The 12,800-nt window shown below is 71.6% G+C and carries 10 protein-coding genes; 6 read left to right on the top strand and 4 right to left on the bottom strand.

Features of this window, described 5'->3' with window-relative positions; genetic code table 11:
- The first annotated feature begins 42 nt into the window (after window positions 1-42).
- Window positions 43-681 carry an ArsR/SmtB family transcription factor gene (locus OVN18_RS00965; protein ID WP_267781406.1) on the top strand — a complete coding sequence of 213 codons (639 nt, stop codon included), beginning with the start codon at window positions 43-45 and terminating at the stop codon, window positions 679-681.
- Window positions 678-899, top strand: coding sequence for a hypothetical protein (locus OVN18_RS00960; protein WP_267781405.1), 222 nt, complete (start codon window positions 678-680; stop codon window positions 897-899). Before OVN18_RS00965 ends, OVN18_RS00960 begins: the two co-directional genes overlap by 4 nt.
- 28 nt (window positions 900-927) lie before the next feature.
- On the opposite strand, the gene OVN18_RS00955 is transcribed toward OVN18_RS00960, so the two are convergent.
- The 3 genes from OVN18_RS00955 to valS all read right to left on the bottom strand — a co-directional run bounded on the left by OVN18_RS00955 (window position 928) and on the right by valS (window position 4,661).
- Complete coding sequence (locus tag OVN18_RS00955) at window positions 928-1,179, bottom strand: hypothetical protein (RefSeq protein ID WP_267737653.1); 252 nt, start codon at window positions 1,177-1,179, stop codon at window positions 928-930.
- 3 nt (window positions 1,180-1,182) lie between these two features.
- Complete coding sequence (locus OVN18_RS00950) at window positions 1,183-1,647, bottom strand: GNAT family N-acetyltransferase (protein WP_267781403.1); 465 nt, start codon at window positions 1,645-1,647, stop codon at window positions 1,183-1,185.
- Window positions 1,648-2,072: 425 nt separating this feature from the next.
- The gene (gene valS, locus OVN18_RS00945) at window positions 2,073-4,661 is read right to left on the bottom strand and encodes a valine--tRNA ligase (protein WP_267781401.1); all 2,589 of its coding nucleotides are present in this window, start codon (window positions 4,659-4,661) and stop codon (window positions 2,073-2,075) included.
- Window positions 4,662-4,943: 282 nt separating this feature from the next.
- Here valS and OVN18_RS00940 point away from each other — a divergent pair, with 282 nt between their 5' ends.
- Window positions 4,944-5,900: a trypsin-like serine peptidase gene (locus tag OVN18_RS00940; RefSeq protein WP_267781399.1), complete on the top strand. Its 957-nt coding sequence runs from the start codon at window positions 4,944-4,946 to the stop codon at window positions 5,898-5,900.
- Between the two features lie 102 nt (window positions 5,901-6,002).
- On the opposite strand, the gene OVN18_RS00935 is transcribed toward OVN18_RS00940, so the two are convergent.
- On the bottom strand, window positions 6,003-7,256 hold the full coding sequence (locus OVN18_RS00935) for an MFS transporter (protein WP_267781398.1): 1,254 nt from the start codon (window positions 7,254-7,256) through the stop codon (window positions 6,003-6,005).
- A gap of 406 nt (window positions 7,257-7,662) precedes the next feature.
- Between OVN18_RS00935 and ileS the strand changes: the two genes are divergently transcribed.
- From ileS to OVN18_RS00920, 3 genes are read left to right on the top strand one after another with little or no spacing between them, the layout of a single operon-like run.
- Entirely contained in the window at window positions 7,663-10,923 is a 3,261-nt protein-coding gene (ileS, locus tag OVN18_RS00930) for an isoleucine--tRNA ligase (RefSeq protein ID WP_267781397.1), read from the top strand.
- A complete protein-coding gene (locus tag OVN18_RS00925; protein ID WP_267781395.1) occupies window positions 10,920-12,383 on the top strand; it encodes a bifunctional folylpolyglutamate synthase/dihydrofolate synthase in 1,464 nt (487 codons plus the stop codon). Before ileS ends, OVN18_RS00925 begins: the two co-directional genes overlap by 4 nt.
- Window positions 12,380-12,754, top strand: a complete 375-nt coding sequence (locus OVN18_RS00920; protein WP_267781393.1) for a DUF4233 domain-containing protein — start codon at window positions 12,380-12,382, stop codon at window positions 12,752-12,754. The genes OVN18_RS00925 and OVN18_RS00920 overlap by 4 nt, the downstream gene beginning before the upstream one ends.
- The last annotated feature ends 46 nt before the right edge of the window (window positions 12,755-12,800 follow it).

The following is a 12,800-nucleotide window of genomic DNA, read 5'->3' as shown; positions in this document are numbered from 1 at the left end:
AAACATGTTGCAAAGAAGTCTTTGCAGAGGTATCTTTGCACCATGACCCCGCACCCCGACCTGCACACGCCCGACCTCGACGGTCTCAAGGCGCTCGCGCACCCGCTGCGCGTGCAGATCATCGAGGCGCTCTCGACCTACGGCCCTCACACGGCGAGCGGCCTCGCCGCGCGGCTGGGGGAGTCCAGCGGGGCCACGAGCTACCACCTGCGCCAGCTCGAGAAGCACGAGTACGTGCGCGAGGTCGCCGACCGCGGCACCGGCCGCGAGCGCTGGTGGGAGCGCCGGCCCGGCCCCATCACGCTCGATCGCCCGGGCTCCGATGAGACCGAGGCCGGTCGACAGGCGTCCCGGCTGATCATGCGCGAGTGGCTGCACCATCGCGAGGCGGCCGTGCGCGACATCGTCGAGCGCGGTCTGGACGTGCTGAGCGACGAGTGGGCGGACGCCCTCGCTCTTCAGTCCGCAAGCGTGCACGTCACCGCCGCGCAGCTGTGCGAGTTGAACGAGGCGGTCAACCGTCTCATCACCGATTTCGCCGCCGCTCACCGCGGCCAGCGCATCCCCGGATCGCGCCCCGTGCAGCTGCAGTACTTCGGGTTCCCCGTGCTCGACGGGGACGAGGTGCCGGCCGCCGACCCCGACACCGTTCCCCCCTCCGCCGAGGAGTCCCGCGCATGACCACCATGACCATCACCCTGCCGGCGACCCGCCGGTCCGTCGTCCGGCCGCTCGGCCGCCGCCTCGCCCTCGCGCTCGGCATCGCCCTCGTGCGCTGGTCGCGCGCGACGGTCGTCGCATCGTTGCCGGGCGCCCACGCCGGCCAGCAGCGGGCGCTCGCCGCCCAGCGCGCGACCGAGCGCGCGCGGGGCGTCATCCGCTACGGGTTCACCCAGTAGCGGCGCCGCGACGGGGCGCGCCCGGCGCTCAGTGGTGCGCCGCGGCGTCCTCGTCGTCGAGGTTCGCGATCGTGACCGCGCCGTCGTGAGCGGTGCGGATCACGGTGCCGTCGTCGAGCTCGACGACCGGGCGACCCTCCAGCCAGCTCAGCGTCCAGCGCCACTGCGTCGTATCGCGCCCGAGCAGCTCGCCCTCCACGTGGCGGATGGCGGCGTGCACGGCGGCGTCGAGACGGGCGGGCGGCTCGGCGCCGACGCCCCAGCGGGTTCCGATCTGCATGGTTCAGCACTCCCTCTCGTAGGTGACCCAGCGGGTACGGGTCGCGATGCGGTCGTAGACGCGCTGCGCGCGCTCGTTGTCGTCGGCGGTGATCCACCGCAGGGTGCCGCCGCCGGCCGACCCGGCCTCCGCGGCGATCGCCTCGACGAGCGCCGTCGCCGCCCCCGCGCCGCGATGGGCGGGGTCGGTGTAGAGGTCGTCGAGGAACCAGCCGTCAGCGGCCGTGAAGGTGTCGGGCTGCGCGCGGAAGTGGGCGAACCCGATGATCTCGGTGCCGCGAACCGCCACCAGGGCGCGCTGCGGGTGCCGGGCATCCATGAGCCACGCCCACACGCCGTCGATCACCGCGGGGATGAACGCGGTCTCGTAGAACTCGCCGTAGGCGAGGAAGAGCCGCTGCCAGGCCGCGCGATCGCCGGGCTCGATCGTGCGCACGATCGTGGCTTGCGCGGGCGTGCTCTCGCTCATGCGCTCAGTCTGCCGCACGCGCCGTGCCGGCACAGGTCGGAGCCGAGCGAGTCGACGCCTGGCCGGCGGCGCGGAACGGGCCAGTTCTACCCGGCCCGACGCGGCCAGTAGCGGAGCGTCCCTCCCGGTCCTTCCATAACCACGGAGCGCGTGAGTCGGATTCACCCGTTCCGTAGTTGTGGAAGGAGCGCGGGCGAGTCATCCGCGCCGGCTGGACGGATCGAGCGAACGAGGCGGAGTGCCTCACGTCAGCCGAACCGGAGGGGCGCAGCGAGCGGGCGCACCGAGCGGGCGCACCGAGCAGGCATCGCGACCGGCCTCACCGAGCGGGCACCACGAACGCCCGCACCGAGTGAACGCCGCGAGAAGCCGCGCGCAGCGCCCGCTCCCGGCGGCGGGGGCGCGCTCCGGGTCGGACGACCCGCTCAGCCCTCCGGCTGCTCGGCCAGCTCGATCTCGAGAACCGACACGCCCTCGGCCTCGACGACGTCGAGCACGTGGATGCGCCCCACCGCCTTGAGGTCGCTGGCGGCCTCGGCGAGCAGCATCGGACCGGCGACGACCGCGCGGGCGACCGGCGTCTTCTGCGAGGCCTTGGCGTCGGTCTTCGCCCGACGGATGCCGATGAGCGCCTGCGAGACGAGCGGCAGCAGCCCCGTGGGGGACTCGGAGCCGAGCTCGTCCACCGTCGGCCACGCGGCGGTGTGCACGCTGCCGGTGTGGGTCCAGCTCCAGACCTCCTCGGTCGCGAACGGGATGACCGGCGCGAGCAGGCGCAGCATGACGTCGACCGCGCGCCGCAGGGCGATCACGGCGCTCGCCTGGCCGGCAGCGGCATCCCGCTCATCGCCCTCGGTGGAGCCGTACGCGCGCTCCTTGACGAGCTCGAGGTAGTCGTCGCAGAAGGTCCAGAAGAACTGCTCCGTCACCTCGAGAGCGCGGGCGTGGTCGTACTCCTCGTAGGCGCGGGTGGCCTGGCGCACGACGTCGGCGAGGGTCGCCAGCATGTCGCGGTCGAGCGGGTCGGTCACGACCGCGCCCTCGGCCGCCTCGGGGAACGAGTAGACGAACTTCGCCGCGTTGAGCACCTTGATCGCCAGGCGCCGGCCGATCTTCATCTGCTTCGGGTTCTGCGGGTCGAAGGCCGCGTCGGTGCCGAGGCGCGAGGAGGCCGCCCAGTACCGCACGGCGTCCGAGCCGTGGGTCTCGAGCATGGCCGCGGGGGTCACCACGTTGCCCTTCGACTTCGACATCTTCTTGCGGTCGGGGTCGACGATGAAGCCCGAGACGCCGGCGTTCGTCCACGGCACGGTGCCGTGCTCGAGCTCGGCGCGCAGCACGGTCGAGAACAGCCACGTGCGGATGATGTCCTGCCCCTGGCTGCGCAGCGAGTAGGGGAACACGAGGCCGAACAGCTCGGGGTCGTCCTCCCACTTGCCGGCGATCTGCGGGGTGAGGCTCGAGGTCGCCCAGGTGTCCATGATGTCGACCTCGCCGACGAAGCCGCCCGGCTGACCGCGCTGGGCCTCGTCGAAGCCGGGGGCCGCCATCGAGGCGGGGTCGACGGGCAGCATGCTCTCGTCGGGCACGATCGGCGAGCCCGTCTGCTCGCCGTTCTCGTCGAGGCGGTACCAGACGGGGATGGGCACGCCGAAGAAGCGCTGACGCGAGATGAGCCAGTCGCCGCTGAGGCCGCCGACCCAGTTCTCGTAGCGCACGCGCATGAAGTCGGGGTGGAAGGCGACCTCGCGGCCGCGCTCCAGCAGCCGCTCGCGCAGGCCCTCGTCGCGGGCGCCGTTGGCGATGTACCACTGGCGCGTGGTGACGATCTCGAGCGGCTTGTCGCCCTTCTCGAAGAACTTCACGGGGTGGCTGATCGCGCGCGGCTCGCCGATGAGATCGCCGGATTCGCGCAGCAGCTCGACGGTGCGGGCCTTCGCGCTGAAGACGGTCTTGCCGGCGAGCTCGGCGTATACGGCGAGCGCCTCGCCCTCGATGCCCTCCGGCGCCTCGGGGAGGATGCGGCCGTCCTTGCCCAGGATGGGGCGCGTCGGCAGGTCGAGCTCGCGCCACCAGACGACGTCGGTGACGTCGCCGAAGGTGCAGACCATGGCGATGCCCGACCCCTTGTCCTTCTGCGCGAGGTGGTGGGCGACGACGGGGACCTCGACGCCGAACAGCGGGGTGCGCACCGTGGTGCCGAAGAAGGGCTGGTAGCGCTCGTCATCGGGATGCGCCACCAGGGCCACGCAGGCCGCGAGCAGCTCGGGGCGCGTCGTCTCGATCTCGATCGTGCCGCCCTCGGGTCGGTGGAAGCTCACCCGGTGGTACGCCCCGGGCATCTCCTTGTCCTCCAGCTCGGCCTGCGCGACGGCGGTGCGGAACGTCACGTCCCACAGCGTCGGGGCGTCGGCGCGGTACGCCTCGCCGCGGCCGAGGTTGCGCAGGAACGCGCGCTGCGCGGCGCGCTGGGCGTCGTCGCCGATCGTGCGGTACGTCTGGGTCCAGTCGACGCTCAGGCCGAGCGTGCGCCAGAGATCCTCGAACTGCTTCTCGTCCTCGACGGTGAGCTTCTCGCACAGCTCGATGAAGGTGCGGCGGCTCACCGGGATCTGATCGGCGGCCTTGCCCGAGCGGTTGTCGCCGCCCTCGAAGGGGGGTGTGAAGTCGGGGTCGTAGGGCAGAGAGGGGTCGCAGCGCACGCCGTAGTAGTTCTGCACCCGGCGCTCGGTCGGCAGTCCGTTGTCATCCCACCCCATGGGGTAGAAGATGTGCTGCCCGCGCATGCGCTGGAACCGCGCGGCGAGATCCATGTGCGTGTAGCTGAACACGTGCCCGATGTGCAGCGAGCCCGAGGCGGTCGGGGGCGGGGTGTCGATCGCGTAGACGCAGTCCGAACCGGCCGCGAGAGCGGCATCCCGATCGAAGCGGTAGGTGCCCTGCTGCTCCCAGCGGGAGCCCCAGACGGTCTCGAGACCCTCGAGGGCGGGCTTCTCGGGGATGGCGTGGCTCATGGGCGGGGCTCGACTCTCGCTATGTGCGGCACCGTGTCAGCGGTAAGGGTGCCTGAGTGTGGGATGCCCTGCCATCGTACCGGCGCATGCGCGCCCGCTCGGCGCGACGGAAAAGAGTAGACCGTTCTGTGCAGGTAGCGGAACCCCCTTTATGGCACCTCACGAAATACTCCTCGGAAACCCTGATTGTCTACCCCCGTCCGGGGGGAAGCCCCAGGCTGTCCCCATCGCCCCTCTCGGGGCGTCCCCCAGGGGGGATGGGAACGGATCATGAGGAGAACCATGAAGAAGTCGTCACTGCGCTCCGGCCTCGCCGGCATCGCGCTGCTCAGCGCGGCTGTGCTCGGGGGGACGGTGGCCTCGCCGGCCGCCGCGGCACCGGACGGAGCGGGCATCGACGTGTACGTTGTGCCGGAGGCTCGCGCGACCGCCGTGGAGGCGTACTGGACGCCGGAGCGCATGCGCGCGGCGATCCCCGCCGACGTGCTGGCGTCCGACAACCGGGCCCTCACCGATCGCAAGGACATCATCAAGGGCAAGCCCGTCATCAGCGGTTCGCCTCAGGCGGCAAGCACCGAGATCATCTCCCCGACCGCGGTGCGCGAGGCCCCCGTGGCGACGATCGGCAAGGTCTTCTTCACCCTCGGCGGTGCCGACTACGTCTGCTCGGGCAACGTCGTGAGCGCGCCGAACCGCAGCACCGTCTCGACCGCCGGCCACTGCGTGAACGAGGGCGGCGGAGCCTACGCGAGCCGCTGGACCTTCGTTCCCGCCTACGAGAACGGCCGGGCCCCGTACGGCCAGTGGTCGGCGACGGCGTTCGCCGCCCCCACCCAGTGGACCGCCTCGGGCGACATCAGCTACGACGCCGCCTTCGTGCGCATCGCCCCGCGCAACGGCGCGACGCTGCAGCAGACCGTCGGGGCGACGCCGGTGGCCTTCAACCAGGCGCGCGGCCTCGTCTACGAGGCCTTCGGCTACCCCGCGGCTGCTCCCTTCACGGGCGAGACGCTGCAGTCCTGCTACGGCCGGGCGACCGCCGATCCCTTCGGCCAGTCGCTGTCGCAGGGCATCCCCTGCGACATGACCGGCGGCTCCTCGGGCGGACCGTGGTTCCTCAGCAGCGGGGCGCAGAACTCGGTGAACAGCTTCGGCTACAACACCGTCGCGAACCGCATGTTCGGGCCGTACTTCGGCTCGGTCGTGCAGGGTTCGTACACCGCGGCCGCCAACGGCTGAGCCGCGGTCGACCGGCCGGGGGGACCGGCCGGGGGATGGAGCGGGGCGGTGGATCGCGCCGGGCGGGGGCCCGGGCATCCACCGCCCCGTCGTCGTGCCGGGCTAGCGGTCGAGAGGCACTCCCGCGTCCTCGTCCTTATCGACCCGCATGCGGATGGCGATGAGGGCCGTGACGAGGGTGATCAACGACATCGCGGCGAGCACGATGCCGGGGTGCCACCAGGCGTTGCCGGTCTGCTGGCCGAGGAAGGCCGTGAGTCCCGGCACGAAGCCCGCGACCGCGGCCGAGAGCGCGTAGGCGAAGCTGAGGGCCGAGTAGCGGTAGCGCTCGTCGAAGAGCTCGGTGAAGATGCCGCCGAGGGCCGCCCAGCTCATCGTCGGCAGGATGCCGCCGATGACCATCATCGCGACGAGCACGCCGAAGTCGGCGAACTGCAGGAAGTAGTAGAGCGGGAAGGCGACGAGCAGGGTGCCGAGCGCCCCGATCGCGATGACGAGCCCCGAGCCGATGCGGGTCGCCCAGGCGCCGAAGAGCGGGATGGTGACGAGCTGCAGCAGGCCGCCGATCGTCGTGGCGATGAGCAGCTGGTAGTAGTCGAAGCCGAGCACCTCGGCGCCGTAGTTCAGCGTGTAGGTGTTCATGAGCGAGTACGAGCCGATGCCCAGCAGGGCGACGCCCACGGCGACGACGACGGCGGTCGGCTGCGATCGCAGCAGGGCGGCGATCGGCACGCGCGGGCGCCGCTCGGCCTTCCTCACGCTCTCGAACACGGGCGTCTCGGTCACGGCGAGCCGCAGGTAGAGCGAGACCGCGAGCAGCGGGATGGCGGTGAGGAACGGGATGCGCCAGGCCCACTCGGTGATCTCGGCCGAGCTGAGCGACAGCGTCAGCCAGATGAAGGCGACCGCGGAGAGGATCGAGCCGATGGGGGAGCCGAGCTGCGGCATCGCCGCGGCGAAGGCGCGCTTGGCGCGGCTCTCGTGCTCGGTGGCGATGAGGATCGCGCCGCCCCACTCGCCGCCGAGCGAGATGCCCTGCACGAGGCGCAGCAGGATGAGCAGCGCGGCGGCGAGCCAGCCGACCTGGTCGTAGGTGGGCAGGACGCCGATGAGGCCCGTCGCGAGACCCATCATGGTGATCGTCACGATGAGGGTGCGGCGGCGGCCCAGGCGGTCGCCGAGGTGGCCGAAGACGATCGCGCCGATCGGGCGGATGACGAAGGCGACGCCGATCGTCAGCAGCGCCGCGATGTCCTCCCCGACCTCTCCGAAGCCGGAGAAGAACAGCGGGCCGGCGAAGAAGGCCGAGAAGTAGGCGAACAGGTAGAAGTCGTACGACTCCAGGGAGGTCCCCACGAGGGAGGCCCAGCGCGCGCGGCGCGCGGTGCGGGGATCGGAGGGGGCGGGCAGGGTCGCGGAAGAGGGCGTGGTGGGCGCTTTGCCACGCTGGTCAGTAGTCACAAGTCGTCCAGCGTAGTCGCGGGCCGCTCTATTCCCCGCGACGGCAGAGGGTCGTGGGCCGGGGGCTCGGCGGGTAGAATCGGGTTCGCATCGATCCGGCCATCACCGGGGAGCACTCGGAAGAACCCCACCTTCGGGCGGGCAGTAGACCCGAGCGGGGCAGGCCCGTCACAGCCGCAGGAGAGGGGCGGAGCATCCACTGGTCGGATGCGACGCAAGCGGGGTGGTACCGCGGCAGTCCCGGCAGTGACGGGGTCGTCGTCCTCGCGGTGAAGAGCCGTCGACCCCGACCGGAGACCCCATGGGCTACCCCCTGCACCGCGACGAGAGCGCCGTCGCCGCCTCGCCGAGCTTCCCCGCCCTCGAGCACGAGGTGCTCGAGTACTGGGCGACGCACGACACCTTCCGCCGCTCCATCGCGAATCGAGAGGGCTGCGAGGAGTGGGTCTTCTACGACGGCCCGCCGTTCGCCAACGGCCTGCCGCACTACGGCCACCTGCTCACCGGCTACGCGAAGGACCTGTTCCCGCGGTTCCAGACGATGCGCGGCAAGCAGGTGCACCGCCGCTTCGGCTGGGACACTCACGGCCTGCCCGCCGAGCTCGAGGCGATGAAGCAGCTCGGCATCACCGAGAAGGCGCAGATCGAGCAGATGGGCATCGAGGCGTTCAACGCCAAGGCCCGCGAGAGCGTGCTCGCCTACACCGACGAGTGGCAGCGGTACGTCACGCGCCAGGCGCGCTGGGTCGACTTCGAGAACGACTACAAGACCCTCGACACCTCGTTCATGGAGAGCGTGCTGTGGGCCTTCAAGACCCTGTACGAGAAGGGGCTGGCCTACGAGGGCTACCGCGTGCTGCCGTACTGCTGGCGCGATGAGACGCCGTTGTCGAACCACGAGCTGCGCATGGACGACGACGTCTACCAGATGCGCCAGGACCAGTCGGTGACGGTGACCTTCCCGCTCGTCGGCCCGCGCGCCGAGGCGCTCGGCCTCACCGGGGTCAAGGCCCTCGCCTGGACGACCACCCCGTGGACCCTGCCGACCAACATGGCGCTCGCGGTCGGCCCCGCGATCTCCTACGTCGTGCTGCCCGCCGGCCCGAACGGCGCCGCCGACGACCGCGCGGCCGCCGATGCGCAGGACGCCGTGGCGGGCGAGAGCCAGTACCTGCTCGCCGCCGATACCGTCGCCGCCTACGCCAAGGAGCTCGGCTACGCCTCGGCGCAGGATGCCCAGGCCGCCGTCACCCGCACCCTCGAGGGCGCCGAGCTGGGCGGCGTGCACTACGACCGCATCTGGGACTACTACGCCGACACCGAGACCTGGGGCACGGAGCGCGCCTGGCAGATCCTCGTCGCCGAGTACGTGGCCACGGGCGAGGGCACGGGCATCGTGCACCAGGCGCCCGCCTACGGCGAGGACGACCAGACGACGTGCGCGGCAGCGGGCATCCCCGTCATCATCTCGGTCGACGACGGCGGCCGTTTCCTGTCGCAGATCGCCGAGGTCGCCGGGCTGCACGTGTTCGAGGCCAACAAGACCCTCACCGGCATGCTGCGCGAGCAGGGCCGCCTGCTGCAGGTGCGCAGCTACGAGCACAGCTACCCGCACTGCTGGCGCTGCCGCAATCCGCTGATCTACAAGGCGGTCTCGAGCTGGTTCGTGCGCGTGACCGCGATCCGCGATCGCATGCTCGAGCTGAACGAGCAGATCACCTGGGTGCCCGAGAACGTGGGCTCCGGCCAGTTCGGCAAGTGGCTCGAGGGCGCCCGCGACTGGTCGATCAGCCGCAACCGGTACTGGGGCAGCCCCATCCCGGTGTGGCGCAGCGACGACCCCGAGCACCCCCGCATCGACGTCTACGGCTCGCTCGCCGAGCTCGAGGCCGACTTCGGCGCGCTGCCCCGCAACGCGGCGGGCGAGGTCGATCTGCACCGCCCGTTCATCGACTCGCTCACGCGGCCGAACCCCGACGACCCGACCGGCCGCTCGACGATGCGCCGCATCGAGGACGTCTTCGACGTGTGGTTCGACTCGGGCTCGATGCCCTTCGCCCAGGTGCACTACCCCTTCGAGAACGCGGAGTGGTTCGACGGCCACAACCCGAGCGACTTCATCGTCGAGTACATCGGGCAGACGCGCGGCTGGTTCTACACGATGCACGTGCTCGCCACGGCGCTGTTCGACCGCCCCGCGTACCGCCAGGTGATCAGCCACGGCATCGTGCTCGGCAACGACGGCCAGAAGATGTCGAAGAGCCTGCGCAACTACCCCGACGTGGGCGAGGTCTTCGAGCGCGACGGGGCCGACGCCATGCGCTGGTTCCTCATGTCGAGCTCGGTGATCCGCGGCGGCAACCTCGTCGTCACCGAGGAGGGCATCCGCGAGGGCGTGCGGCAGTTCCTGCTGCCGCTGTGGAGCACGTACTACTTCTTCGGCCTCTACGCGAACGCCGCGGGGCTGGAGGACGCGCGCCGTCGCACCGACTCGACGAACGTGCTCGACCGCTACATCCTCGCCAAGACGCGCGACCTCGTCACCGAGGTGACGACGCAGCTCGAGGCGCTCGACAGCCCGCTCGCGGCCGCCGCCGTGCGCGACTTCGCCGACGTGCTCACCAACTGGTACGTGCGCCGCAGCCGCGAGCGCTTCTGGGCGGGCGACGACCGCTACGCCTTCGACACGCTGCACACCGTGCTCGAGACCCTCGCGCGCGTGGCGGCTCCGCTCGCCCCGCTCGTCACCGAGGAGGTCTGGCGCGGCCTCACCGGCGGCGAGAGCGTGCACCTCACCGACTGGCCGAGCGCCGAGGAGTTCCCGGCCGACCCCGCCCTGGTGACCGCGATGGATGCCGTGCGCGCGATCGCGAGCGCCGGCCTCGCCCTGCGCAAGGCCCAGAGCCTCCGGGTGCGCCTGCCGCTCGCCCGCCTCACGGTCGTCTCCGCCGATGCGCAGAGCCTGGAGCCGTACACGGCCATCCTCCGCGACGAGCTCAACGTCAAGGCCGTCGCGCTCGAGCAGCTCGACGAGGGCAGCCTCGCCGGCTTCGGCATCAGCCGCCGCCTGCAGGTCAACGCCCGCGCCGCCGGCCCCCGCATCGGCAAGCAGGTGCAGCAGGTCATCGGCGCCGCGAAGGCCGGCGACTGGAGCGTCGAGGGCGACGGCGTCGTCGTGGGCGGCGTGCCGCTCATCGAGGGCGAGTTCACCCTCGAGCTGCAGCTCGCCGACGCGGCCGCGGCGGTCGCGTTCCTGCCCGACGGCGGCTTCGTCGTGCTCGACACCGCGATCACGCCCGAGCTCGAGGCCGAGGGCCTCGCCCGCGACGTCGTGCGGGCCGTGCAGCAGGCGCGCAAGGACGCGCAGCTCGCGGTGAGCGACCGCATCGCGCTGACGCTCGGCGCCGATTCGCCGGCGACGGCCGCGGCGATCGAGCAGCACCGCGCGCTCATCGCTGGCGAGACCCTTGCCACGACGTTGACCGTGGTCGAGGCTGAGGGCGATGGCGGCACGGCGGTCGGGTCGGGTGCGTCGGTGACGATCGAGGTGGTGCGGGCATGAGCGACGCGATCGAGGACAGCATGGACGACGGAATGGACGACGCGACCGGCGAGGGCGCGGACTCCGCCGCGCGCGGTGCGCGGCGGCGCGAGCCGCAGCGGCCGCCGACGCCCGAGGAGCTCGCCGACCGGGAGGCGGCCGAGTCCGTGTACGCCGAGCTGCTCTCCCGCCTCGGCGAGGCCAACCCTCAGCCGCGGCTCGAGCCGACGCGGCGCGTGATGGAGCTGCTGGGGGATCCGCAGCGCTCGTACGCGGTCATCCACATCACCGGCACGAACGGCAAGACCTCGACGAGCCGCATCGCTGAGAGCATCCTGCGCGCCTACGGACTGCGCACGGGGCTCATGACGAGCCCGCACCTCGACCGCGTGAACGAGCGGATCGTCATCGACGGCGAGCCCATCGCCGACCGCGCGCTCGTCGACAACTGGGCCGACATCCAGCCGTACCTGCTCATGGTCGACGCCGAGCTGACGGCGAACGGCGAGCTGCCGCTCACCTACTTCGAGGCGCTCACGGTGCTCGCCTTCGCGTGCTTCGCCGACGCGCCCGTCGACGTGCTCGTGCTCGAGGTCGGCATGGGAGGGGAGTGGGATTCGACCAACGTCGCCGACGGCGACGTCGCGGTCTTCACGCCCATCGCGCTCGACCACGAGAACCGGCTGGGTCGCACGGTCGCCGAGATCGCCCGCACCAAGGCGGGCATCATCAAGCCCGCGGCGCAGGTCGTCACGGCGCTGCAGTCGACCGAGGCCATGGACGAGCTGCTGCGCGCCGCCGAGCACGACGAGGCGGAGGTGAGCGTCGAGGGCGTCGCCTTCCAGGTGCAGGATGCCCGGCTCGCCGTCGGCGGCCAGGTGGTCGACATCCGCGGCCGCGCCGGGGAGTACCCCGATCTCTTCCTGCCCCTCTTCGGCGAGCACCAGGCGCAGAACGCCGCGGTGGCCGTCGCGGCGGTGGAGTCCTTTCTCGGCGCGGGCACGCAGCCGCTCGCCCTCGACGTGCTCGCCGAGGGCTTCGCCACGGTCACGAGCCCGGGGCGCCTGCAGCTCATCGGCATCGAGCCGAGCGTGATCGTCGACGCCGCGCACAACCCGCACGGCGCCGAGGCGCTCGGGCGCGCGCTCATGGGCTCTTTCGCGTTCGAGTCGATCACCGCGGTGGTCGGCATCCTGGCCGATAAGGACGAGCGCGGCATCATCGAGGCGCTCGACCCGATCGTCGACCGCTTCGTCGTCACGCAGTCCGACTCCGACCGCGCGCTGCCCGCCGACGAGCTGGCCGAGCTCGTCACGCGCGTCGCCGGCCCCGACCGGGTGCGCGTCGAGCCCGAGCTCGACGTCGCCCTCGCCGAGCTGCGCGACGAGCTGGGCCCGCGCGACGCCATCGTCGTCACGGGCTCGATCACGCTCGTCGGTCAGGCGATGCGCATCGCGCGCGAGGAGGATTGGGCGCTGTGACCGCATCCGCCGCTTCGCCCGCCCGCCCGCCGCGCCGTGAGCGCTCCGCCACCGAGTCGCTGCTGAGCGTCGTCCTCATCCTCGAGGCCATCGTCGTCGTCTTCGGCATGCTCGTCATCTTCGGTCTGCGGGTCGTCGAGCCCGTCGTCGCCTTCACCGGGGGAGCGGCGCTCATCCTCCTCCTCGTCCTCGCGACCCGCATCGTGCGCTACCCCTGGGGCCAGTGGGTCGGGCACGGGCTGCAAGTCGTCCTGCTCGCGACCGCCTTCCTCGAGATCCTCGCGGGGGTCGCCGCGGCGATCTTCGTCGGCTTCTGGATCTGGGCGCTCGTGAAGGGCCGGCAGCTCGACGCCGCCAAGCGCGCCCCCTGACCCGTCCTCGTCCCACCGATCCGTCTCCATTCCCCGAAACGCATAC

The sequence above is a fragment of the Microcella daejeonensis genome, from assembly GCF_026625045.1.
Lineage (GTDB): Bacteria > Actinomycetota > Actinomycetes > Actinomycetales > Microbacteriaceae > Microcella > Microcella daejeonensis.
Note: the sequence above shows the minus strand (reverse complement) of the source record. Positions and strands in the feature narration are given on the sequence as shown.

Coding starts and splice junctions, on each gene's coding strand:
- OVN18_RS00965 (WP_267781406.1), top strand. CDS start 43: ATGACCCCGCACCCCGACCTGCACACGCCCGACCTCGACGGTCTCAAG.
- OVN18_RS00960 (WP_267781405.1), top strand. CDS start 678: ATGACCACCATGACCATCACCCTGCCGGCGACCCGCCGGTCCGTCGTC.
- OVN18_RS00955 (WP_267737653.1), bottom strand. CDS start 1,179: ATGCAGATCGGAACCCGCTGGGGCGTCGGCGCCGAGCCGCCCGCCCGT.
- OVN18_RS00950 (WP_267781403.1), bottom strand. CDS start 1,647: ATGAGCGAGAGCACGCCCGCGCAAGCCACGATCGTGCGCACGATCGAG.
- valS (WP_267781401.1), bottom strand. CDS start 4,661: ATGAGCCACGCCATCCCCGAGAAGCCCGCCCTCGAGGGTCTCGAGACC.
- OVN18_RS00940 (WP_267781399.1), top strand. CDS start 4,944: ATGAAGAAGTCGTCACTGCGCTCCGGCCTCGCCGGCATCGCGCTGCTC.
- ileS (WP_267781397.1), top strand. CDS start 7,663: ATGGGCTACCCCCTGCACCGCGACGAGAGCGCCGTCGCCGCCTCGCCG.
- OVN18_RS00925 (WP_267781395.1), top strand. CDS start 10,920: ATGAGCGACGCGATCGAGGACAGCATGGACGACGGAATGGACGACGCG.